We start from the raw sequence: 23,817 nt of genomic DNA, 5'->3' as shown, positions 1-23,817 counted from the left end.
AGAGCTAATGACCATCACGCTTATCGATCGATATCGCGGCAGCTTGCTGGGGCTGGCGTGTGGTGACGCCGTGGGCACGACAGTTGAATTCATGCCGCGCGGCACGTTTGCGCCGGTCACCGATATGGTCGGCGGCGGGCCTTTCCAGCTCAAGCCGGGACAGTGGACCGACGACACCTCCATGGCGCTCTGCCTGGCCGAGAGCCTCCTGCGCAAGAACGGCTTTGACGCGGCAGACCAGATGGCCCGGTACCTGAACTGGTGGACGTGGGGCTACTTGAGTTCGACGGGTGATTGTTTCGATATCGGCATGACCGTGCGTGAGGCGCTGTCGGCGTTCCAACAGCACGGCAACCCGTTTGCCGGTTCGACCGCGCCGTTTTCGGCCGGCAATGGTTCGATGATGCGCCTGGCGCCAGTGGTGCTGTTTTACTTTCCAGACCTTCAGCGTATCGAGGACTTTTCCCGCCAAAGCTCGCGGACCACACACGGCGCCCAGGAAGCGATCGAATGTTGCGTGGTGCTCGCGCGGGCCATCGCCGGGGCGTTAGGCGGCGCCGCCAAAGAGCAATGGCTGACCATCCCAAGTACCGGGCTGCAGGCGCCCAAAGTGCTGGCGATTGCCCAAGGCGGCTACCGCGAAAAAACCCGCGAGCAAATCACCGGCTCCGGCTACGCAGTGGCGTCGCTGGAAGCCGCGCTCTGGTGCGTACTCAACACGGACAGCTTCGCCGAGGCGGTGTTGGCGGCCGCCAACCTGGGGGATGACGCCGACACCACGGCGGCCATCGTCGGCCAACTGGCCGGCGCCCACTATGGCGTGCAAGGAATTCCGGCCGGCTGGCTGGAAAAATTGTGCATGCGTGACGACATCGAGGAAATGGCGGAAGCACTGTTGAAGGCCTCCACCGACAACCCGGCGGCTTAAAACCTGTCCAGTCGATAGGGCGCCAAGCCCGACTGCAACTGATCGCCGTTTGCCAACGCGCCAACCATCTCCGCCGTCACCGCCGCCTGCGTCAACCCCAGGTGCTGGTGACCGAACGCCAGCAGCACCTTGCCGTCACACACTCGATCAATCACCGGCAGCGAATCCGGCAGCGACGGTCGAAAACCCATCCAGGGCGTCGCACCTTCCTGGCTCAGGTCCTGACGAAACAGGCCTTTGCTCAGTCGATGCAGCTGCCAGGCGCGCTGCATGTTGGCCGGGCGCTCCAGCCCGGCGAATTCCACTGTGCCGGCCAGGCGCAGGCCGCCCGTCATGGGCGTCATGATGAATTTACGCTCCAGGGAGGTCACCGCGAAAGGCAGGCGCTGATGCTCATGCGGCAGCATCAGGTGATAGCCGCGCTCGGTGTCCAGCGGCACGGTTTTGCCCGTCAGTGCCGCAGTGAGCCTGGCCGAGTGGGCGCCACAGGCGATCAGCACCTGGCGCGCGGCCAATGGCCCTTGATCGGTGCTCAGCGTAACGCCTTGATCATCTGTGCGGCCGTCCAGCACCTGACGCTGGAGAAACTGCACACCCGCAGCTTTCGCCGCCTCGACCAGCTCGCAGACCACCTGATAGGGATCGAGAAAGTGCCCGGTACTCGGAAAAAACAGCCCGCCCTGAATGGCATCGCTCAATTGCGGCGCCGCCTCGCGGATTGCATCGCCGGTCCAGAAGGTCACCGGCACCTGCTGCTGGCGCATGCGCTCTTGCACCGCCTCCAGCGCCGCGCGCGACTCCGGGCGTTCGAATACCAGCAGCGAGCCGTCTTCGCGCAGCAGTTGCGCGCGGTCGATGCTGTGCAGCAAGCGTTGCCACGCCACCAGGCTGGCTTCGTTCAACGCGCGGATGCCCGCCACCGTACGCCGGTAGTGGGCCGGGCGCAGGTTCAGCAGCAGGCGGATAAACCAGGGCAGGGCGCGTGGCAGGTATTTCCAGTCCAGGCGCAGCGGGCCCATAGGGTCCATCAGCATGCCGGGCAAGCGCTTGAGGATCGACGCGTCGGCAATCGGAAACACCTGCTCGGTGGCCAAGTGGCCGGCGTTGCCATAAGAGGCGCCCATGCCGGGCGCCTGCGAGTCGATCACCACGACCTGGCGCCCTTGGCGCGCCAGCTGCAACGCGCAAGCGACCCCGATAATGCCGGCGCCGACCACGGCGATCTCTGTACGCTCTGGCATTGTTCAGGCCTCCCGTTGGCCATCGAGCAGGCGGCGCAGCAGCAGCGGGTTGCCCTGTTGCAGCGCGGTCGGCAGCAAGGCGTCTGGGAAGTCCTGATAGCACACCGGCCGCAGGAAACGCAGGATCGCCGCCGTGCCCACAGAGGTGCTGCGGGCATCCGAGGTGGCCGGGAATGGCCCGCCATGCACCATGGCATCAGACACTTCCACGCCGGTCGGCCAGCCGTTGACCAGCAGGCGCCCGGCCTTGCGCTCCAGCACCGGCAGCAGCGCCTTGGCGTTTGCCAGGTCGGCTTCATCCATTTGAAGCGTGGCGGTGAGCTGGCCTTCGAGCTGTTCGGACACCTGGCGCACTTCTTCATTGTCAGCGCACGCCACGATCAGCGACGCCGCGCCGAACACTTCGGCCTGCAGGTGTTCATTGGCCAGGAAGGCGCTGGCTTCGGTCACGAACAGGTGCGCCTGGCCCTGGTTGGAACCGTGCGCCGGTACGCCGCGGGCCACCACCTTGGCGTGCTGGCTCAAGGCACCGACACCGGCTTGGAAGGCACTGAAAATACCCGGTGTGAGCATGGTCTGTGCTGCGCTGCGCGACAGCAGGTCTGCCGCCTGTTGGATGAACCGATCCAGGGCCGGGCCCCGAACCGCAATCACCAATCCAGGGTTGGTGCAGAACTGTCCGGCACCCTGGGTCAGCGACGCCACGAACCCCTGGGCCAGGGCTGCGCTGCGTGCTTCGAGCGCCGTTGCAAACAGGTACACCGGGTTGATCGAACTCATTTCCGCATACACCGGGATCGGCTCCGGCCGCGCCTGCGCCGCCTGGGTCAGCGCGATGCCGCCGCTGCGCGAACCGGTAAAGCCGACGGCCTTGATGCGCGGATCGGTCACCAGTGCGATGCCCACTTCGCGGCCCGAACCGTAAAGCAGGGAAAACACGCCCTCGGGCAAGCCACAATCGCTGACCGCCTTGGCCACCGCGCGGCCGACCAGCTCGCTGGTGCCGGGATGCGCCGCGTGGGCCTTGACGATCACCGGGCAACCGGCCGCCAGTGCCGATGCGGTATCACCGCCAGCGACGGAAAAGGCCAGGGGGAAATTGCTCGCGCCAAACACCGCCACCGGGCCCAGCGCCACGTGGCGTTGACGCAAATCCGCACGCGGTAGTGGCTGGCGTTGCGGCTGCGCGGTGTCGACGCGCACGTCCAGCCATTCACCGGCGCGCACGGTCCGTGCAAAGGTGCGCAGCTGCGCGCAGGTGCGGCCACGCTCACCCTGGATCCGTGGCACCGGCAAACCGGTTTCGGCCGCCGCGCGCTCAATCAACGCATCGCCCAAGGCTTCGATGTTCTCGGCAATGGTTTCGAGAAACTGTGCGCGCTGCGCCAATGAAGTCTCGCGGTAGCGATCAAAGGCGGCCCACGCCAGTGCGCACGCCTGCTCGACATGCTCGCCGCTGCCACCGGCGTAGGCCGGCTCCAAGGGCGCGTCGGTGGCGGGATTGATGGCCCGGATCACATCGCGCGTACCGCCAAGGAGTTGCTGGCCGATCAGCATTTTGCCCGTCAGAGTCATGGGGTTTTCCTGGAAAAAGAGAGGATGGCCGCCGTGAGCATCACGGCGGCGCGTCACGCATCAGTCGCGGTTCTGCTCGGCCGACCAGTCGGCGTACCACTGGCGGAACAGCGCGTACTGGGCCTCGGCATAGCGCCGCTGGGCTTCGCTGAGCACATCGCTCGGGTTGAAATGCAAGGCGTAGCCCTGGTCACCGTTGAGCACCATCAGGTGCTTGTAATACAGCACCAGGTCGCAGCCTTCGTCGAAGGACGACAGCACCGCCAGCGCAGCTTCCAGCTCGCGCGCCAGGCGGCGGGCCTTGGCATCGCCCTTGGCCGCTTGCTTGCTCAGCGCCACCAGGTGCAGCACTTCGCGCGGCAGGGCGTTGCCGATGCCGGTGATCGCGCCAGTGGCGTTGCAGTTGACGAAACCGTGCACCACTTGGGTATCGACGCCGACCATCAGGGTCACGCTGTCGTCCTGGGAGGTGATGTGTTCTGCCGCGTAGCGCAAGTCGGCGCCGCCGCCGAACTCCTTGAAGCCGATCAGGTTCGGGTGTTCGCGGCGCAGTTCGAAGAACAGCTCGGCGCGGGTGGCGAAGCCGTAATAAGGACTGTTGTAGATCACTGCCGGCAGGTTGGGCGCGGCCTTGAGGATCGCCGAGAAGTGCGCCTTTTGCGCGGTGGCGGAGGCACCACGCGAAAGCACGCGCGGGATCACCATCAAGCCATGGGCACCGACCTTCGCCGCGTGGGCAGCATGGGCCACCGCCTCACGGCTGTTGACCGCACCGGTGCCGACGATGGTCGGCACCCCGGCGGCCACCAGGCGCGCGACGCCTTCCTGGCGCTCGGCTTCGGTCAGCAGCGGCCAGTCACCCATGGAGCCGCAATAGACCACGGCGCTCATGCCGATATCGATCAACTCGCGGCCCTTGGCAACCAGGGCGTCGAAGTCAGGCGTGCGCGCGGCGGTGCACGGGGTCATCAGGGCAGGGATGCAGCCGGTGAAGATGTTGTCGCTCATTGGGTTAACTCCTAACCACGTTCAATCAAAAGGGATGGGCTCAAATGCCCCAGGCGAAAGGGTCTTGCGCGTCGATCAGCAAGGTGCTGTCGGCGGTGATGTAGGCGCGGCCGGTGATGAACGGGCGCACACGCTCGCCGTCCCATTCATAGCGGCCTTCGAATTGACTGCCGGTGATGCTGGCTTGTACCCAGGTTTCGCCGGGTGCGAGCTTGGCGTCAGCGGCCAGGCACGCCAGCTTGGCGCTGGTGCCGGTGCCGCACGGGGAGCGGTCGTAGGCTTTGCCGGGGCACATCACGAAATTGCGGCTGTCGGCTTCGGCGTCGTCGGCGAACAGTTCGATATGGTCGATCGGCGCGCCATCCGCACCCTGGATGCCCTGGGTTTCCAGGGCCTTGAGCATCGCCCAGGTGTAATCGGTGAGGGCGTCGACGTTGTCCATCTGCAGGCGTTGGCCATGCTCGGACACCAGGAAAAACCAGTTGCCACCCCAGGCGATATCGCCCGGCACTACACCATGGCCCGGCACGTCCACGGCGACCTGGCGGCGATGGCGGTAGGCGGGCACATTGCGCAGGGTCACTGCGCCGTCGGCGTGTAGCGTCGCGGCCACCGGGCCGACGGGGGTGTCCACGGTGTGCACGCCCGGCGTGATCCTGCCCAGATGGTGCAGGGACGCGATCAGGCCAATCGTGCCGTGACCGCACATGCCCAGGTAGCCGGCGTTATTGAAGAAGATCACTCCGCAGGTGGCACCCGGTGTGACGGGCGCGCAATACAGCGCACCGACCAGCACGTCGTTGCCACGCGGCTCCAGGATGCAGGCGCGGCGCCATTGGTCATGCTCGCTGCGCAGGTGCTCCAGTTGGTCAGCAATGGTGGCGCCACTCAGGGCGGGGAAACCGCTCATCACCAGGCGCGTTGGTTCGCCGCCGGTGTGGGAGTCGATCACATGCAGTCGCTTCATAAAACGCTCCAATCAATGGGTGGCCGGGGCCAGCGGTGCGTGGGACGGGGACTCGTCGACGGCTTCGCTTTCATCCGCTTCGTGTTCCAGGCGCACCAGGTGGGCCGGCACGCCGGTGGCGGCGCCCCAGTAGTAGATGCCGAGGGCGCAGACCGCGACGACGAGGGTGTCGAACGGATGACTGAGCACGCCGATGCCGCCGAAACTGCCGAGCTTGGACAGCAGGATGGTCACTGCGTAGAAACCGATCAGCCACGCCGACGAGCGCACTTGTTGCTTGAGGTTCAGGTGCGCGGTCGGCACCCAGCGGGCGCACAGCAGGTACACCACGAACATCAGGATCTGCAGGCCAAGCAGCCACGACACGGTGCTCCAGCCCGACCAGTACACGATGAGTGCGGCGATGATGAATGACAGCGGGCCGAGTACCGCCATGCCCTTGACCCGGAACGGCCGCGCCATGCCCGGCGCATTGCGACGCAGCGCGGCGACGGTCACCGGGGCCACGGCATAGCTGAGGATCAGCGCGGCGGACACCACGTTGATCAACGCTTCCCAGGACGGGAACGGCAGGGTCCAGAACACTGACAGGGCAAAGGTCAACCACAGCGCCGGGCGCGGGATACCGGATTTCTCATCGATGCGCGTGAAAATCTTGAAGAACGTGCCGGTCTGCGCCCAGCCGTACACCACGCGCGGCGTGGCGTTCATGTAGATGTTGCCGCAGCCGCTGGGCGAAATCACCGCGTCGGCCACCACCAGGTAGGCCAGCCAACCCACACCCAGTGCGAGGGCGATATCGCGATACGGCAGCGCCAGTTCCTTGCTGATCCCGGCCCAGCCATTGGCGAGCATTTCGGTGGGTACGCCGCCGAGAAACGCGGTCTGCAGCAGCACATAGATGGCAGTCGACAACAGCACCGAGAGGATCAGCGCAATCGGAATCGTGCGTTGCGGGTTCTTCACTTCACTGGCCACCGAAATGATCGGCGTCAGCCCCAGGTAGGCAAAAATCACCCCGCCGGCCGACACCGCCATCTCGATGCCCGAGAGGCCGAACGGTGCAAAGCCGTGCACCTGGAAATTCGCCGGCTTGAAGAAGGTGAACAACACGCCGATCACCAGCAACGGCACGATGAACTTGAACACGCTCACCAGGTTGTTGGCGATGGCGAAGGTCTTCACGCTGCGGTAGTTGAGCACGAAGAACAGGCACAGCAGGGCGAATTGCACCAGCCAGCCGAGGGTGGTCGGGTCACTGGAGCCGGCCTTGGTCAGCTCGGGAAACCACGCGGCGGCGTATTGGCGCGAGGCGACCACTTCAATGGCGACCAGGCTGGAAAACGCGATCAACGTGATAAAGCCCATCAGGTAGCCCAGCAACGGGCCGTGGGAGTACACCGGGTAACGCACCACGCCGCCGGCGCGGGGCAATGCCGCGCCCAGTTCGCAGTAGACGATGCCCAGCAGCAGCACCGCGAAACCACCGATCAACCAGGAGACAATCCCGGCTGGACCGGCGATTGCCGAGACGTGGCTGGCCGCGAACAACCAGCCGGAACCAAAGATGGCACCCAACCCGATAAAGGTGAGGTCCATCAACGAAAGTTGCTTCTTGAACTTGCCTTGACCTGACATAGCGTCGCCTTCTTGTGAGTTATTGGATAGGCATGCAGTGGCGCTATCGTGAACGCATCGGCACGGTGCCGATTGATGTTTTGCGCAAGCGCGAATGACGAATTCAGCACAGTTTTCCGCGCTCGACAGCGCCCCGGGCATGCGGCAATCTGCTCGGCGTCCGCGTCAGAAAGTGGGGAGAGAAACCATGCTGCACAGCGCATTTGCGACCCTTTGCCAAGGGAGCGAGGCCAGCCGCCCGCACAGCATCGAGCAGCTATTGGCCGGCGTCGCCCAGTTGCTGCCGATGCTGGATGTGATCCCCAACGCCGCGATCTTCATCAAGGATATGGACGCCCGTTACCTCCTCGCCAACCGCACCCTGGTGCAACGCTGCGGCCTCAAGCAGCTGCAGCCGCTGCTGGGCAAGACCAGCGCCGAGGTGTTCCCCGCGCAGTTGGGGCCGGGCTACACCGAGCAGGATCGGCGCGTGCTGCAAGAAGGGTTTGTGCTCGAAGACCAGCTTGAACTGCACCTCTATGGCACCCGCGAACCGGGCTGGTGCCTGACGCACAAATGGCCGCTGTACAACCACACGGGCCAAATCATTGGCCTGGCCGGCCTCTCGGTCGACCTGCAATCGGCCAGCGAAACCCACCCGGCCTACCAGCGCCTGGCAGCGGTGGACGAGCACATCCGCGCGCACTTCAACCGCCGCGTGACCCTTGGTGAACTGACGCGGATCGCCGGCATTTCCGTGGCCCAGCTGGAGCGTTACTGCAAGCGCGTGTTCCACCTCACCCCCCGGCAGATGATCCAGAAAGTGCGCCTGGAACACGCCCACCGGCTGTTGCACTCGGACATGCCGATTACCGAGGTGGCGCTGCAATGTGGCTACACCGACCACAGCGCGTTTACCCGCCAGTTCAAGGCGTCGACGGGGTTTACGCCGAGGCAGTATCGGCAGGCGACCGGCGGACCGGATTAGCCCCCGAACATCGCAATGCAACGAATGGCCCGCGTACGCCTCATATGTCTACGAGTAATGTTTCACGACGACAGGTACCAAGCTTATGACGGCGGCTGAAAACAACCATGTGAACTGGCTGGTAGAACAATCGATGCTGCATGCGGCTCGCCAGCGCGCCAAGCTCTATTCGGGGCAGGGCCGGTTGTGGCAGCAGCCGTACGCGCAGACCCGGCCGCGCGATGCGTCGGCGTTGTCGTCGGTGTGGTTTACCGCCTACCCGGCGTCGATCGTGACCCGCGAGGGCGGTACGGTGCTGGAGGCGCTGGGGGACGAGAGCCTGTGGCATGCGCTGTCGAAAATCGGCATCCAGGGCATTCATAACGGCCCGCTGAAGAAATCCGGCGGCCTGACCGGCAGCACGCACACGCCGACCATCGACGGCAATTTCGACCGCATCAGCTTCGAGATCGACCCGCAGCTGGGCACCGAGGCGCAGTTGCAGGCGTTGACGCGCATGGCCGCGGCGCACAATGCGGTGATCATCGACGATGTGATTCCGTCCCACACCGGCAAGGGCGCAGACTTTCGCCTGGCCGAGATGGCCTACGAGGATTATCCCGGCCTGTACCACATGGTCGAGATCCGCGAGGAAGACTGGCCGTTGCTGCCCGACGTGGCCGAAGGGCGCGATGCGCAGAACCTCAGCCCCGTGCAGGTGGATGCGCTGCGCGACAAGCACTACATCGTCGGCCAGTTGCAGCGGGTGATCTTCTTCGAGCCGGGTGTGAAAGAGACCGACTGGAGTGCTACCCAGGTGGTGATCGGCGTGGATGGCAAGCCGCGTCGCTGGGTGTACCTGCATTACTTCAAGGAAGGCCAGCCATCGCTGAACTGGCTCGACCCGACCTTCGCCGCCCAGCAGATGATCATTGGCGATGCCTTGCACGCCATCGACGTGATGGGCGCGAAAATCCTGCGCCTGGATGCCAACGGCTTCCTCGGGGTGGAGCGCAAGCTCGATGGCACGGCCTGGTCGGAAAGCCATCCGCTGTCGATCACCGGCAACCAGCTGCTTGGCGGCGCGATTCGCAAGGCGGGCGGCTTCAGTTTCCAGGAATTGAACCTCACCGTAGATGACATCGCATCGATGTCCCATGGCGGCGCCGACCTGTCCTATGACTTCATCACCCGTCCCGCGTACCAGCATGCGCTGCTGATGGGCGATGCCGAATTCCTGCGCCTGATGCTGCGCGAAATGCATCGCCAGGGCATCGACCCAGGCTCGCTGATCCACGCGCTGCAGAACCACGATGAACTGACTCTCGAGCTGGTGCACTTCTGGACCCTGCACGCCCACGACACCTTTCTCTACCAGGGCCAGACCTTCCCCGGCAACATCTTGCGCGAGCACATCCGCGAGCAGATGTACGAGCGCCTGGCCGGCGAGCATGCGCCCTACAACCTCAAGTTCGTCACCAATGGGGTGTCCTGTACCACCGCCAGCATCATCACGGCGGCGTTGGGCATTCGTGACTTGGAGGCGATTACCCCGGCGGATATCCAGCAGATTCGCCAGATCCATTTGCTGTTGGTGATGTACAACGCCATGCAGCCGGGGGTATTTGCCTTGTCGGGTTGGGACCTGGTGGGTGCGCTGCCCTTGTCTGCCGATGAGGTGGCGCACTTGATGCAGGACGGCGACACACGCTGGATTCATCGCGGCGCCTATGACCTGGTGGACCTGAACCCTGAGGCCGAACTGTCCGCCGGGCAGATGCCGCGCGCGAAAAGCCTCTACGGCAGCCTGAACAGCCAGTTGCAGGACCCTGAGTCATTCGCCTCGCAACTGCAGAAAATCCTCGCCGTACGCCGTGCCTACGACATCGCGGCAAGCCGCCAGATCCTGGTGCCGGACGTGCAGCATCCCGGCCTGCTGGTGATGGTCCACGACTTGCCGGCGGGTAAAGGCACGCAGATTACCGCGCTGAACTTCGGCGCCACGCCGATCACCGAAACCCTGCACCTGCCCGACATCGCGGCGGGGATGGTGGTGGACATCATCAACGAGCGGGTGGAGGGCGATCTCACTGCCGAAGGCGAGTTCACCATCACCCTGGATGCGTATGAGGGGCTGGCGTTGCGGGTGGTCAGCAGTTCGCCGATGCTCTAGGGCCCGAACGCCGCCATCGCTTCATCAATGAAATGCCGCAGCTTGGCGGTGCGCTGGCGGTCGGCGGGGTAAATCAGGCTCATGGGCTTGGAGGGCCCTTCAAACGTGGGCAGCACCCGCACCAGTTGGCCGCTGGCGAGTGCCGGGGCCAACAGGTCGAGTGCTGCCATCATCACGCCAAAGCCGGCAATCGCCGCCTTGAGCTGCGCGTCGGCGCTGTTGACCCGCAACCGGCTGCCGACCTGCACCGGGTAGGCTTTGCCGTGGCGGGTGAACGTCCATTCCTTGTCCATCACGCGGTCGGTGAACACATACCCCAGGCAGGCATGGTCGGCCAGTTCGTTCGGCTGTGTGGGGGTGCCGTGTGCCTGCAGATAGGCCGGTGACGCGCATACCAGCAGTTGGTAGGGGCGCAATGGCCGTACCACCAGGCTGGTGCTGTCGGCTACGCCGGGATCGCCGATGCGAAATGCCGCCTCGATGCCCTCGGCAATCAGGTCGACGTAGCGGTCGGTCAGGTCGAGGTCGATCTCGACGCGCGGATGCTGCGCCAGGAAGTGGTTGATCACCGGCATCAGGCTCTGCGCGCCAAAGTTCTGCGGCGCGCTGATCTTCAGCGCGCCCATCGGTTGGGCATGCGACTCCAGCGCCAGCGCATCCGCGGCTTCGACATCCGCCAGCACGCGCACGCAGCGCGTGTAGTAGGCGCGACCGAACTCGGTGAGTTGCTGGCGCCGAGTCGTGCGGTTGAGCAAGCGCACTTGCAGGTGCTGTTCCAGGTGATCGATGTAGCGCGCGATCATCTGGGGTGACAACCCCAGCGTGCTGGCGGCGCCCGCGAAGGAGCCGGCATCGGTAGCCGTGACGAAGACGTGCATGGCGCGAAATTTATCCATCATTCATCACTTTCAGTTGTTAATGTGTCAATTAGTGGTCTGTTTATCTTGATCAGGGTGGCGAATAGGCTAGCACCTTTTCCAGGAGACCTCCGATGAACCCGCCAGAAATCTTCCAGCACATTGCCCGCAGTCGTCGTGTAACGCGGCAGTTTTTATCGACGCCGTTGACCGAGCAACAGATCAATCGCGTGCTGCTCGACGCCCAGCACAGCCCGTCCAACTGCAACACGCAGCCGTGGCACGTGCACATCGTCAGTGGCCACACCCGTGACCGTCTCTCGGCCGCACTGCTCGACGCCGACAACCGCCAGCACTTCACCGCCGATTTCGAGTTCGACATCGACGCCTATACCGGCGTGTTCGCCCAACGTGCGCAAGACAGTGGTCGCGCCCGCTATGAGGCGATTGATATCGGCCGTGATGACCACGCCGCGCGCCTGGCCTGCCTGCGCCACAACTTGACGTTCTTTGATGCTCCCCACGTGGCCTTCTTGTTCATGCCGCACATCGGCGATCACGTGCGTTCGGCGGGCGATATCGGCATGTATGCGCAGACCTTCCTGCTGTCGTTGCAGGCGCGCGGGCTAGGCGGAATTCCGCAGACCTTGTTGGGGATGTATGCCGATACGGTGAGGGAGGTGTTGGGGGTGAGTGAGGACTTGAAGCTGATGTTCGGCATTTCATTCGGCTATACCGATGCGCATTCTGCCTCCAATTTTGTCGAGGTGGGCCGCGCCGCGTTGGAGGACAGCGTGGTGAGGCATTACTGAGCCCCGCCAGTGGACGGCTGGAGCGCGCTCGACAGCGCTCCAGCACGTTGCGCCTTCAGGGTTGCGCGCGCGCCTGCGCCTCCTGCAACACCCGCAGCAGATTCCCGCTCCAGATATTCGCCACCTGCTGCTCGTTGTACCCGGCATCCAGCAACCGCTGGGTTACCACCGGCAATTGGCTGACGTCTTCCAATCCGCTCACGCCACCGCCGCCATCCCAGTCCGCGCCGATACCGACATGATCCGGCCCGGCCACTTCCAGCAGGTGCAGCAGGTGCTGCATGAAGACATCGAGGTCGGCCTTGGGCTGGGCAAAGCGCTGGTTGATCGTGTCGCGTTCCTGGTAGAGGTCCTTGATTTGTTCCGGGCTGAGGGCGGCGAGGTTGTGAAAGCGTGCGCCGAGCGCGGCCATGGCTTTGTTGCGCTCCGGGTTGGGTGTCAGCGGGATCAGGTAGTCGCTGTAGGCGTTGACCTGAATCACCCCACCTTTTGCCGCCAGTTGGCGCACGCGGGCGTCGTCGAGGTTGCGCGGGTGCGGGTTGACCGCGCGGCTGCTGGAGTGCGAGGCGATGATCGGCGCGCTGGACAACGCCAGCATCTGGTCGAACACCGCATCACTGGCATGCGACACATCCAGCAGGATGCCCAGGCGGTTGGCCCTTTGCACCAAATCACGGCCCTTGGGGCTCAGGCCTTTCCATTCGGGCAGTGCGGTAGCGGAATCGGCCAGGTCGTTGTTCATGAAATGCACCAGGCCGAGCATGCGCAAACCCTGGCGATAGTAGGTGTTGAGCAACGCGGGGTCGGAGCTGAGCGGGTCGGCGTTTTCCATACTGATGAAGACCACGCGCTTGCCCTCGGCGGCGATACGGCGGGCGTCGTCGGCGGTGAGGGCCAGGGCGAAGCTGTCGGGATTGCGGTCGATCACATCGCGAATGCGGGTCAGGGTCGCCAGCCCATAGGCGCTGGCATACGCACGGCCTTCCTCGGTGCGCGGGCCCTGGGGCGTGTAGACCGCGAAGAAACCACCGTCCAGGCCACCTTCGCGCATGCGCGGCAAGTCGACCTGGCTGCCATCCTGGCGGTAGTCATGGCGTTCGAGAATGTTCCAGCCGGGGCGGGTCAGGGTCAGGGGGGTATCCAGGTGGCTGTCGAGTACCAGCAGGCGTTGGTGCAGGGCCAGGGTCGCGGGGCTGACCACGGTGTCGGCGTTGGCCAACAACGGCAGCAAGGCGAGCAGCAGCAGGCGCTTGTTCATGTTCAGAACTCCATGCTCAGGGTGCTTTGGAAGGTGCGCGGCGAGCCCGGGCGGAAGACCGCGGGGCCGCTGGTGCTGGTGAGGATGTAGCCCAGGTAGTCCTTGTCGAACAGGTTGTCGACGTTGAAGCGCACCTTCACATTTTTCAGCGGCCCGTAATGCAGGCGCTCGCCACCCAGGTCCAGGTAGGCGTTGTAGAGGGTGTAGCCGGGTACCGATTCGCTGTTGGTGAAGTTGCTGTAGCGCTCGCCGATATAACGCGCCGAGAAATTCAGCACTGCCCACGGCGCCAACTCATAGGTGACGCCGGCCTGGGCCAGCCAACGCGGGCTGTCGGGTACCTCGTTGTGCTTGATCGAAAGGCCGCCGGCGTCGTTCTGGAACGTCGAGGTGTTGTAGGTCAGGTTGCCGTTGAGCACGACTTTGTCAGCCAGGTACGGCAGCTTCCATTGCCCGCTCAGTTCACTGCCGTAGGCCTGCACCTTGCCGACGTTCTGGTAGTAGGTTTCGACCTGGCTGCTGCCGGGGACCGGCGAGGCGAAGGCTTGCAGGCGGTTGTCGAAGTCGGTGCGGTACAGCGCCCACGCAGCGTTGAAGCTTGGGCGATTGATGCGGTAGCCGACTTCATAGTTCTTCGCGCGTTCGGCTTCCGGCGGTGGTGCGCTGGGGCTGGCGGCGCGGAAGATATCGTCGGCACCACGCGGCAGCGCCATGTTTTCCGAGTAGGAGGCGAACACCTGGGTGTCGTCGGTCAGGTTGTAGACCAACCCGGCCTGGGGCAGGAACGCGTCGTTCCACTGGGTCGCGATACGCGGCTGGCGGTTGTTGATGTAGTCGCCGGCATTGCGGTAGCCCTCGATGCGGTATTTCAGGTGCAGGCTCTTGAACCCGTACTGCAGGCGCAGGCGATCATCGAGCAGTGTCCAGGTGTCCTTGAGGTGGTACTGCAGTGAGTCGCGAGTGGAGCTGAAATCGCCTTGCAGGTGCACCGGCTCATTGAACAACGGTTCGCCGGCCGGGCTGCCGTCGGTGAGGTTGTAGCGCGCCTGCTGACGGTTGAACACATCGGTCTCGGCCCACACGCCGGTGTCGATCTGGTGCTGGCCGACCTCCCATTGCAGGCCGGTGCGGCCGCCAAATCGATGGCCGCTGAGGGAAGACAACCCGTATTGCACGCCGCGAGGTGCGAACAGGCCATCGACGTTGCCTTCGGCGTTGTGCAGCGCCAGGGAAGTGGCGTAGGCCTCGGGGGATACGCCAAAGCCTTTCTTGGCCTCGTAGTACAGCGTGGTGTAGTTGAGCAGGTCGGGGCGAATCTCGAACTGGCCGCCGAGGCTGTACAAGGTGTCGCGCCGCTGGTTGACCGCCTGCTTGTAGAACTGGTTGTAGTTGGTGTTGCTGTAGCGGACGCCGGGCACGGTCTCGGGCAAGTCGGGCAGGCTGCCGAGGTAGGCGAAGTAACGGCCCGAGCGGCCGAACGGGTCGTTGGCGCTGCCGTCGTACTGGGCGATGCTTACGTACGGCGAGTCATAGTCGTAGAACGCGTTGTGCACCGCGCGCAGCCACACCTCATCACGATCACCGAAGCGGTAGCGCACCTTGGCTTCCAGGTGCTCGCGGTCAATGGTGCCGGGACCGCGCCACAGGTCGCCGTCGATTTTAGAGCGGCTGAAATACGCCGACAGGCCCTGGTACTCACCGCTTTGCAGCTTGACGAAACTGCGCCGCAGGCTGTCGCTGCCCAGGGTGTAGGAGAGGCTTGCGCCGGGCTCGACCGCGGGGTTGCTGGTCTGGTAATCCACATACGGGCCCAGGGACGCGTAGCCCGATTGCGAGACATCGCCGGCGCCGGTGGAGGCGGTAACCCGCTCGGTGTTTTCGTTGTCGACATAGCGATAGATTGGGCTGCCGCCAAACTGGTCGGTGCGCCCCAACGGCACACCGTCGATGGAAAAACCGATCTGCTGCAGGTTGAACGCGCGCACGAACACCGAGTTGCCGAACTCATACAAGCCCAGCGCATCGTTGACCTGCACATTGAAACCGGGCAGCGCCTCGAGCATTTTCAGGCCCGAGGTACCGGCCGGTGCCGACAGCAACGCCTGGTGTGAAATGGTCAGGGTATTGCTGATCTTGTCTTCGCCGATGGCGGCGCTGGCCTCGGTTACGCGCGCGCCGACCACCTCGACTTTGCTCAGTTGCGGTTCGGTGGAACTGGCGGCCTGCGCCGCCCAACTGGAATCGGCCACCAACAGGCTGGCGAGCAGGGTTTTACGGTACTGAGCAATCATTGTCTGTCCTTGGCAAAGAGGTGGCGTCAAAAACCGGCGTGGGCCTTGGCGAGAAACTCGGGCTGGGCCCACTCGTGCACGCTGAAGTCGTTCTGCAGGAACCCGCGTTGCACCAGGAAGTCCTTTTTCAACTCCAGGGCGGCGAGGTTCTGCGCGGCCAGTTGCGGCACGAAATCCAGCTCGGCGATGGCGCGGCGGATAAACCCGGCATCCGGCAGGAAGGTCACCCGCGTGAACAGCTCGGCGGCGGCATCGCGGTGCTGGTTGATCCAGTGGCCGGCGCGGATTGCAGCGCGCAGGAATGCCACGACGACCTCGGGGTGTTCTTCGGCAAACGCGCGGTTGACGGTGGTGGCGTAGGGGCCGTTGTGGTTTTTCAAGGTCCAGTCCGGGTAGCGTTCCAGGTCCTCGATCACCGTGAATTCGCCGCTGGCCAACAGCGCCGGCACGTGCCCGGCGGCCACATGCACCGCGTCCACACGCCCTTCGGCCAGCGCCTGGACTTCATGTCCAGGCTTGCCATGCAACCCATGCAGTTGCGACCAGAACGCCGAAGGCCGGATCGCCGGCTGCAACGTCTGCGGATCACCTTCGTCCTCAAGCTCGATCAGCCGCACCTGCGACGGTTCCAGCCCCGCCAGTTGCAGGGCATTGAACAAGCCGTGTTCGGCCAGGGCCTTGAGCACATCGATCCGCGCCTTATTGCGGCTGACCGGCACCCCGATGCGCTTGCCGAACAGGTCGGCGACCTGGCGGATGCGGCCCTCGGCGCGCACCAGAATCTGCCCGGCGCGCTGCGTGGCAGTCGTGGCGACCAGGAGCGTGTCGGCCTGGTCGGCGCGCGCCCACAAGGCCGGCACAGCACCGCCGTCGCGAATCAACCGCGATTCGCCATGGGTGAAGTGCGGCAACCAGCCCAGGTTTTCCGGCAGTGAGCGCAGATAGATGGCGTCGGCGCCGACGCGCTGGTATTCCTCATCCAGCCAGCCGAATTCCACGGCGATGTTCGACGCGACCAACAACGGGCAAATGCTGTAGTGGGTGGGCAATGTTTGGCTCATGACAGATTCCTCGAGGCAGGTGGGGTGACACTCAGGCGTTCCAGGCCTTGTTGCAGGTCGGCGATCAAGTCCTCGACCGCTTCAAGGCCCACATGCAGGCGCAGCAACACGCCGGGTTCGATGTGCGCGGAAGGGTGGCGTTGTTGCGGGCGGATCAGGCTTTCGAAACCGCCCCAGCTGGCACCCATGGCGAACAGCTGCAGGCTTTCCAGAAAGGCCCTGGCCTGGGGCGCGTAGACGGGCTTGAGCACCACGCCGAAGAGCCCGGTGGAGCCGAGAAAGTCGCGCTTGAATAACGCGTGCCCGGTGGCCTCGGGCAAGGCCGGGTGCAGCACCTGGGCGACTTCGGGGCGCTGCTGCAACCACTGCGCGACCGCCAGTGCCGAACGCTGGTGCTGACGCAGGCGTACACCCAGGGTGCGCAGGCCGCGCAGGCCGAGGTAGGCATCGTCGGCGCTGGCGATATAGCCGAGCTGGCGCACGGTTTCGCGCACTGACGCGTACAGCGTTTCGGTGGTGACGATCACGCCGAGCATGGCGTCGCTGTGGCCTACCAGGTACTTGGTGGCGGCATGGATCGAGATGTCCACGCCGTGCTCGAACGCCTTGAAGAACAGCGGCGTGGCCCAGGTATTGTCGAGCATCAGCAGCGCGCCGTGGGCATGCGCGGCCTCTGCGAGGGCGGGAATGTCCTGCACTTCGAAAGTGCTCGAACCGGGTGCTTCGGCGTAGACCAGGCGGGTGTTGGGGCGCAGCAAACCGGCGATGTCGGCACCGAGCATCGGCGCGAAATAGGTGGCCTGGATGCCGTAGCGCGGCAGTACCTGGTCAAACACCTGGCGGGCATGCCAGTAGCAGTTGTCGGTCACCAGGATATGGTCGCCGGCCCGCGCTACTGCCAGCACCGCGCCGACAATCGCCGCCAGCCCGCTGGGCATGATCAGCCCGCGAAAGCCGCCTTCCAGCTGTGCCACGGCGTCTTCGAAGGCGGCGGTGGTGGGGTTGCCGTTACGGCCGTAGATGTGTCCGCGATAGTGCGGGTCGTCGGCCTGTTGCAGGTGGGTTTCGAGAGTGCCGGTGTCGGGCCAGATAAAGGTCGAGCTGCGGTACACCGGGGTGTTGACGGTGCCGGCGTGGTTGGCCGGATCGCGGCCCAGGTGAGTCAGGCGGGTATCGTCGCGCAAGGGGGGCGTACTCCAGGAGGGGCTCATGCGCGTTCCAGCCGCTTGGCCCAGCGTGAAAGGGGGTAGATGTAGATAAAGAACGCGATGAACACCAAGCCGTAGGCGGGCAGCAGCAGGTCGTTGCGCAGCTGGGTCGAGAGGTGCGACTGCACGGTGGTCATCAACTCTTCCACCCCCAGCAGGTTGGCGAGGGAGGTGGACATGGTCACCGCGCAATACAGGTTCATCCACGGCGCCACCAGGCTCGGCAGTGTCTGCGGGATGATCACGTGACGCAGCGCCTGGCCGTGGCGCATGCCCAGGGCCTGGGCGGCTTCCCATTGGCCGGTCGGCACTGCACGCACGGCGCCGCGCACGATCTCCGAGACGTAGCCGATGGCAGGCATGGCCAGGCCCAACGCGACCTTGAGCCAGTCCGGCAGTTGCCACCAACGCCCGGCCCACTGCACTTCATAGGGCAGCAGGTAGGCCACATAGAACATCACCACCAGCCACGGCAGATTGCGCAGCAAACGGCTCAGATGCCCGGCGCCACGCCGCAGGCCGGGGTGGGCGCTGACCTGCAGGCTGCCGAGCGCCACACCGCCGAGCGTCGCCACCAGCATCGCGGTGATGCCCATCAGGATGTTCAGGCCGAAGCCTTGCAGCAGGGCCGGCGCCCACTGCCACAGCAGTTGGAAAAGGCTCGACTCAGGCGGCATCGGGCAGCTCCTGGCCAGGCAGGCGCAGATAGTCTTCGAGGCGGCGCAGCAGCCAACTGCTGAGGCCGATCAACAGCAGCCAGACCAGCAGCAGTACCTGCATCATTTCCGCGACGTTGAAGTTGTCCGACCAGATCCGGTTGCTCGCATAGAGCAGTTCCGGCACCGCAATCGCGTAGGCGATCGAGGTCGACTTGATGGTTTGCACCACCGTATTACCCATCGCCGGCAGGCTGTTGCGCAGGGCCAGCGGCAGCACGATATGGCGCAACACCGTGCGCCCGTGCAGGCCCAGGGCGGCGGCCGCGTCGAGGGTGGCGCGCGGCACCGCGTCGATGCCGGCGCGCAGGTTTTCGGCCTGGAATGCGCCGCTGTGCAGGGCAATCACGATGATTGCCCACTGCGTGCCATTGAGCAGGCGCACACTGGCGCCGTCCACCAGCGGCAACAATGCGCCGACGCCAAAGTAGAAAAAGAACAGCTGCACCAACAGCGGCGTATTGCGAAACAACGCGATGTACGCCGCACTCAGGTGACGCCACAGCGGGCGGCGCGAACCCAGTCCGGCTGCGCCGAGGATTCCCATGACCAGCGACAGCGCGATACTTGCCACCGACAACAACAGGGTCAGCCCCAGGCCGAGCAGGAAGCGCTGGCGGTCCATCGGGTCCCACAGGATGCTCAGCGACAGCCCATGCTGTTCCAGCCACAGGCGCAGATTGATTTCACTCATGGCTGGCCCGTGCATGCTGCTGCGCGACCCAGGCATTGGGGGCCAGGCCGTAACGCTGTTCCAGGTCGATGATCACGCCGTGGGCATGCCAGCCTTCGACGATGCCCGACACGGCGGCCAGCAGCGCCGGCTGGCCCTTGCGCAGGGCGATACCCCAGGGCGCCGGATCCTGGCCTGGCAACTTGACTTCGTAATCGGCCCATTCCGGCTGGCGCGCCAGGGCGCTGTACAACGCATCGTCACCCATCGCCCCGAGGCAACGGCTATCGGCAACGGCCTTACGCACTTCGGCGGTGCCGTTGAACGAGGCGAATTGCACGCCATAGCGGCTTTCAAAGGGGCGTACCCACACACTGGTGGCAGGCGCGCACAGGGTTTTGCCGCGCAGGCTTTGCCAGTCCGGCACGGCGGTGCTTTTCGGCGCGAATACCGTGGCGGCCGAGCTGTAGAAACCCGGGCTGGCAAAGTCCACTTCACGTCGCCGCGCCGGGGTGTCGAGCAACGAAGTGACCAGCACTTCGCAACGCCCCTGGTCGAGGAACAGCAAACGGTTCAACGGGTTGACCTGCACCAGTTGCAGCTTCAGCGGCTGGCCGACCTCGGCGGACAGCTGCTGTTGCAGGTCGACGATCAGGTCCATGATCAAGCCGGCGGGTTTGCCTTGGGCGTCCAGGGTCTTGAACGGCGGGAATTCGTCACTGGTGCAGACGTTCAGCGTGCCGCGCGATTGCGCACGTTCCAGCAGGGGCTCGGCATGGGCGGGCACGGCGAACACTGCCAGGAGCGCGAGGGCGGCGACCGTCCGGCTCATGTCGCACTCCAGCCCAGCCGCGAACGCTGCGCCGCGCCGCTGGGGAAGGGCTGTGGCGTGCCGAGTTGCTGGGCCAGGAAGGTCAGGTAGGCGGCTTCTTCAAGGTTCACCAGCAAGCGCGTCGCCGCGAGCACATCACGCTCCGACCAGGCAAACGGCCCATGATTGGCCAGCAACGCCGCCGGCGCGTGGGGATGCTCACGCAGCGCCGCGACCACCGGCTCCGGCGCGTAACGCGGGCCCCAGGCGGTCAGCGGGATTTCCTCATCTTCCGCCAGGATCCCCAGCAGCTGTGCGGCGTGAGCACGCAGTGGGCGCCCGGCGATGGCGAAGGCGGTGAGGTACGGCGAGTGGGTGTGGATCACCGCATTGACTTGCGGGCGCTCGCGGTAGATCGCTACATGCAGCGCGGCAACTTCCTGGAGGTTGTCGGTGAGGCTGCCCTGGCTGTGGCGCAGGTCGAAATCGACGATGGCCGCCACGCCACTGTCAGCGCCGCTGAGCGAGGCAATCACCAGCCGCTCCTCGCCAGGAATGCGCAGGCTGATGTTGCCTGCCTCGTTGCTCGACAGCGCCTGGTGCTTGATCAGCAACTGCTTGGCCAGGGCAAATTCGTGTTCGAACACTTGGGTAAAACGCACAGGATCAAAGCTCATCGGGAACTCCTTGTGAGGGTCAGAAGCGGTAGTCGGCTTTCACGTAGTAGAAGGCGCCTTCGGCACCAGCCGGCGAGATGCTCTGGTAGGCCACGCGCCCGCCGACAAAGCGGTTGGCGACGTCGATCTTGTCCGGGTAGCTGTCGAAAATATTGTTGCCGCCCAGGGTCAGGGTGAGTGCCTGGCTGATGTCGTAGGACACGCTGGCGTTGCTCACCCATTGCGCCGAAAAGGTCTGGTCGCGGGCTTCGCCGAGGTTGGAGTCGAGGGTGTAGGTGCCGTAGCGAATGGTGTTCCAGCTTGCCTGCCACGCCCCCTTGCGCCAGTCGGCACCGAGGATCAGCTTGCTGTTGGGCGAGGCGCTTTCCACGTAGCTCAAGGCTTCACGATTGATCAGGGTGATGCCGGTGCCGGCCAGGGGGCCGGGGTTGTCCTTGATGTCGGTGACCTGGGTCTTGCTGTAGTTGAAGGCGCCGTTGAGGGTCAACTGGCTGGCATCGGCCAGGTCCAGGCGATAGTGGGCGGCGACGTCGACGCCGCTGGTCTTGGTGTCCAGTGCATTGGTGAAAAAGCTCACCCCGGAGTAATTGCCGTAGCCTTGGTTGGCGAGAATCTGGCTGACCTGGGTGCCGCTGAGGGTTTCCGACAGGGCGATGCGGTCCTTGATGCGGATGTGGTACGCATCGACGCTGACGCTGGCGCGCTCAATCGGTTGCCAGACCACGCCGAGGGACAGGCTGGTGGATTTTTCCGGCTTCAGGTCAGTCGCGCCCAAGGCCCGCGCCACGGGCGTGTTCACGCTGACGGTACCGACCTGGTAGGCGGTCGGGTCGCCGGCCTTGAATTCGGTCTGGGTCGCCGAGGTGCCGATCTGCCCCAGGGTCGGCGCACGGTAGCCGCTGCTCAGGGTCGAGCGCAGGCCCCACTGCGGGGTGAAGTCATAACGCGCGGAAAACTTGCCGGTCGTGGTGGTGCCGAAATCGTCGTAGTGCTCGCTGCGTCCGGCCAGGCCCAGTTGCAGCTTTTCGGTGACCTGCTGCTCCAGGCCCAGGTAGCCGCCGAACACGTGGCGGGCATAGCGGCCTTCGTCGCTGTCCTGGGTGCCAGGGAAACCCTGGGCGCCACCCGCGCGGGCGGGCAGGGCCGTGCCGTGGGTCCAGGAGGCGAGGTCGCCGGCGATCACTTCATAGGACTCGTTGCGCCAGGCCAGGCCACTGGAAAACACCAGGGGGCCGGCGCCCCAGCCGACCTTGAATTCCTTGACGTGATCAAGGCCGACGTTGGTCTGCTCATTCACCAGCGCCCCGGCGTTGAAGCTCGTCGGGCTGGCGGGGCCGAGGCTGGCATTCAGCGAATCGCTGAGGTGATAGTCGATGCGGTTGCGCCCGTAGTTGGCGCTGAGGTCGAAGCTGCCGAGCTGTTCATCGCGGATCTTCACGCCGCCGGTGACCGAGGCATCCCGCGAGCGCACATCCAGCAGTGGCAGGAAACCGTTGGGGTACACGGCCACCAGGTTGTTGGGGTCGATGGGGCGGCGAAAAGTCGCCTGGGATTCACCGGTGCGGTCCTGGTAGGTGGCAAAGCCGTACAAGTCGACCGCGTCGTTGAGTGACAGGCCGCTGTTCAGCGCCAGGTTCCAATCCTCAAGGCCCGGGGAACCGTAGCGCCAGTGACGGTCGGCATCCGCTTCGCGGGCATCGCCGGTGGGGTAGAACTGCCGGCCATCGGTGCCGCCGGTGGAGGTGCGTTCGCTACGCAGGCCTTCGCCACTTAGGGTCAGGAAACCGTCGCCGGGCAAGGTGAAGCCGGTCCAGCCGCCTACCGAGCGACGAAAGCCATCGCCCTTGGTGTACTGGCCAAAAGTGCTCTGCACCGCGCCGCCGTGGTCCTGCTCCTTGAGCACGATGTTGATCACCCCGGCAATCGCGTCCGAGCCGTACTGCGCCGAGGCGCCGTCGCGCAGCACTTCGATATGGTCGACCGCGCTGACCGGAATCGTCGACAGATCCACCGCCTGGGAGCCACGGCCCAGGGTGGCCTTGGTGTTGACGAAGGCCGAGGCATGCCGACGCTTGCCATTGACCAGCACCAGCACCTGGTCGGCCGCCAGCCCGCGCAACGACACCGGCCGCTGTGACGACACGCCGTCGGTGCCGTTGACTTGCGGGTAGTTCACCGACGGCACCAGGGTTTCCAGGGCCTTCGCGAGGTTATCGGTGCCGGCGCGTTCCAGCTGTTCGCTGCTGATCACATCCACCGGCGCCGCGCTTTGCAGGGCGGTGACGTCGCTGCGGCGGGTGCCGATCACTTCGACCGATTTCAATCGCGGTGCCTGCGGCTCGCTGTTGATGGCGGCAGCGGGGGCGGCGGTGCTGGCCAGTCGGTGGATCAACACCGCACCGCTGGCGGTCTGGCTGAAGCCCAACTGGGAGCCGCTCAAGGCAATGCCCAGTGCCTGTTCCTGGCTCAAGCGGCCCTGGATCGAGCGGCTGGCGCGGCCTTCTACCAGCGGCGGGTCAAACGCAATCGGGTGGCCGCTTTGCTGGGAGATGCTCAGCAGCACCTCATCCAGCGGCCCTGCGGGGATATTGAAATCAATCACCGTCTGTACCGACGTCGCCTCGTTTTGAGCCAACGCCAGGGTCGGCAGCGTCAGCCCGCCGAGGGCCAATGCGCAGGCCAGCGGCGCCAGGGTGAATCCTGTTTTCAACATGCAAATCTGCTCCGGGTCGTGATGTTCTTTACGACCTTGAGCAACTTCGCGGGCGGATTTTCACCACTAAGTTAGAACGATTAGTTGGGTGTCTAGATGATTTTGTTGTGCGCATAAGCTTCGATCAAACTGATCTAAGTGCGCACTGAAAATATAAGGGAGTATTCGCACAAGGGTACTGACAGCCAGATCGGGTTGTCCGCGCACAGCATACAAAGTTCACCGATGTGAACATGTACGGCGGTCTGCACGCTTACGGAAAAG

The 23,817-nt window shown here is 64.7% G+C and carries 19 protein-coding genes; 4 read left to right on the top strand and 15 right to left on the bottom strand.

Annotated features, from left to right (window positions below):
• Positions 1-7: 7 nt before the first annotated feature.
• Positions 8-928 (top strand): ADP-ribosylglycohydrolase family protein, encoded by a 921-nt coding sequence (locus tag JFU04_RS15045; RefSeq protein WP_201144651.1) that lies wholly within the window; start codon positions 8-10, stop codon positions 926-928.
• On the opposite strand, the gene JFU04_RS15040 is transcribed toward JFU04_RS15045, so the two are convergent.
• Genes JFU04_RS15040 through JFU04_RS15020 form a run of 5 tightly spaced genes read right to left on the bottom strand, consistent with a single transcriptional unit; the run spans position 925 to position 7,357 of the window.
• A complete protein-coding gene (locus tag JFU04_RS15040) occupies positions 925-2,169 on the bottom strand; it encodes an NAD(P)/FAD-dependent oxidoreductase (RefSeq protein ID WP_201144649.1) in 1,245 nt (414 codons plus the stop codon). The two genes, JFU04_RS15045 and JFU04_RS15040, sit on opposite strands and share 4 nt — an antisense overlap.
• A gap of 3 nt (positions 2,170-2,172) precedes the next feature.
• Positions 2,173-3,744, bottom strand: coding sequence for an aldehyde dehydrogenase (NADP(+)) (locus JFU04_RS15035; RefSeq protein ID WP_201144647.1), 1,572 nt, complete (start codon positions 3,742-3,744; stop codon positions 2,173-2,175).
• Between the two features lie 60 nt (positions 3,745-3,804).
• Positions 3,805-4,752, bottom strand: coding sequence for a dihydrodipicolinate synthase family protein (locus JFU04_RS15030; RefSeq protein WP_065908289.1), 948 nt, complete (start codon positions 4,750-4,752; stop codon positions 3,805-3,807).
• Between the two features lie 40 nt (positions 4,753-4,792).
• On the bottom strand, positions 4,793-5,719 hold the full coding sequence (locus JFU04_RS15025; RefSeq protein ID WP_201144645.1) for a 4-hydroxyproline epimerase: 927 nt from the start codon (positions 5,717-5,719) through the stop codon (positions 4,793-4,795).
• Between the two features lie 12 nt (positions 5,720-5,731).
• On the bottom strand, positions 5,732-7,357 hold the full coding sequence (locus JFU04_RS15020; protein ID WP_120448710.1) for an APC family permease: 1,626 nt from the start codon (positions 7,355-7,357) through the stop codon (positions 5,732-5,734).
• A 187-nt stretch (positions 7,358-7,544) separates the two neighbouring features.
• Between JFU04_RS15020 and JFU04_RS15015 the strand changes: the two genes are divergently transcribed.
• A complete protein-coding gene (locus tag JFU04_RS15015) occupies positions 7,545-8,324 on the top strand; it encodes an AraC family transcriptional regulator (RefSeq protein WP_065908295.1) in 780 nt (259 codons plus the stop codon).
• 85 nt (positions 8,325-8,409) lie between these two features.
• A complete protein-coding gene (gene treS / locus JFU04_RS15010) occupies positions 8,410-10,476 on the top strand; it encodes a maltose alpha-D-glucosyltransferase (RefSeq protein ID WP_201144643.1) in 2,067 nt (688 codons plus the stop codon).
• Here the strand turns inward: treS and JFU04_RS15005 are convergent.
• On the bottom strand, positions 10,473-11,372 hold the full coding sequence (locus JFU04_RS15005; protein WP_201144641.1) for a LysR family transcriptional regulator: 900 nt from the start codon (positions 11,370-11,372) through the stop codon (positions 10,473-10,475). The genes treS and JFU04_RS15005 overlap by 4 nt on opposite strands.
• A 95-nt stretch (positions 11,373-11,467) precedes the next feature.
• Here JFU04_RS15005 and JFU04_RS15000 point away from each other — a divergent pair, with 95 nt between their 5' ends.
• The gene (locus JFU04_RS15000; protein ID WP_201144639.1) at positions 11,468-12,145 is read left to right on the top strand and encodes a nitroreductase; all 678 of its coding nucleotides are present in this window, start codon (positions 11,468-11,470) and stop codon (positions 12,143-12,145) included.
• A gap of 55 nt (positions 12,146-12,200) precedes the next feature.
• On the opposite strand, the gene JFU04_RS14995 is transcribed toward JFU04_RS15000, so the two are convergent.
• The 9 genes from JFU04_RS14995 to JFU04_RS14955 are packed head-to-tail and all read right to left on the bottom strand — an operon-like array spanning position 12,201 to position 23,553.
• The gene (locus tag JFU04_RS14995) at positions 12,201-13,403 is read right to left on the bottom strand and encodes a dipeptidase (RefSeq protein WP_201144637.1); all 1,203 of its coding nucleotides are present in this window, start codon (positions 13,401-13,403) and stop codon (positions 12,201-12,203) included.
• A gap of 2 nt (positions 13,404-13,405) precedes the next feature.
• A complete protein-coding gene (locus JFU04_RS14990; protein ID WP_201144635.1) occupies positions 13,406-15,694 on the bottom strand; it encodes a TonB-dependent receptor in 2,289 nt (762 codons plus the stop codon).
• Between the two features lie 26 nt (positions 15,695-15,720).
• Complete coding sequence (locus tag JFU04_RS14985) at positions 15,721-16,755, bottom strand: ABC transporter substrate-binding protein (protein ID WP_201144633.1); 1,035 nt, start codon at positions 16,753-16,755, stop codon at positions 15,721-15,723.
• Positions 16,752-17,966 carry a cystathionine beta-lyase gene (metC, locus tag JFU04_RS14980; protein WP_201144631.1) on the bottom strand — a complete coding sequence of 405 codons (1,215 nt, stop codon included), beginning with the start codon at positions 17,964-17,966 and terminating at the stop codon, positions 16,752-16,754. Before metC ends, JFU04_RS14985 begins: the two co-directional genes overlap by 4 nt.
• Positions 17,963-18,640, bottom strand: a complete 678-nt coding sequence (locus JFU04_RS14975; protein WP_065908310.1) for an amino acid ABC transporter permease — start codon at positions 18,638-18,640, stop codon at positions 17,963-17,965. The genes metC and JFU04_RS14975 overlap by 4 nt, the downstream gene beginning before the upstream one ends.
• Positions 18,630-19,373, bottom strand: a complete 744-nt coding sequence (locus JFU04_RS14970; RefSeq protein WP_201144629.1) for an amino acid ABC transporter permease — start codon at positions 19,371-19,373, stop codon at positions 18,630-18,632. The genes JFU04_RS14975 and JFU04_RS14970 overlap by 11 nt, the downstream gene beginning before the upstream one ends.
• Positions 19,366-20,184, bottom strand: a complete 819-nt coding sequence (locus JFU04_RS14965) for a transporter substrate-binding domain-containing protein (RefSeq protein WP_201144628.1) — start codon at positions 20,182-20,184, stop codon at positions 19,366-19,368. The genes JFU04_RS14970 and JFU04_RS14965 overlap by 8 nt, the downstream gene beginning before the upstream one ends.
• On the bottom strand, positions 20,181-20,840 hold the full coding sequence (locus JFU04_RS14960) for a class II aldolase/adducin family protein (protein ID WP_065908315.1): 660 nt from the start codon (positions 20,838-20,840) through the stop codon (positions 20,181-20,183). Before JFU04_RS14960 ends, JFU04_RS14965 begins: the two co-directional genes overlap by 4 nt.
• 19 nt (positions 20,841-20,859) lie before the next feature.
• The gene (locus JFU04_RS14955) at positions 20,860-23,553 is read right to left on the bottom strand and encodes a TonB-dependent receptor (RefSeq protein WP_201144626.1); all 2,694 of its coding nucleotides are present in this window, start codon (positions 23,551-23,553) and stop codon (positions 20,860-20,862) included.
• Between the last annotated feature and the right edge of the window lie 264 nt (positions 23,554-23,817).

Source organism: Pseudomonas sp. TH21, assembly GCF_016651025.1.
In the GTDB taxonomy this organism is placed as follows: Bacteria; Pseudomonadota; Gammaproteobacteria; order Pseudomonadales; family Pseudomonadaceae; genus Aquipseudomonas; species Aquipseudomonas aylmerensis.
This window is presented reverse-complemented; position numbering and strand designations above follow the sequence as displayed.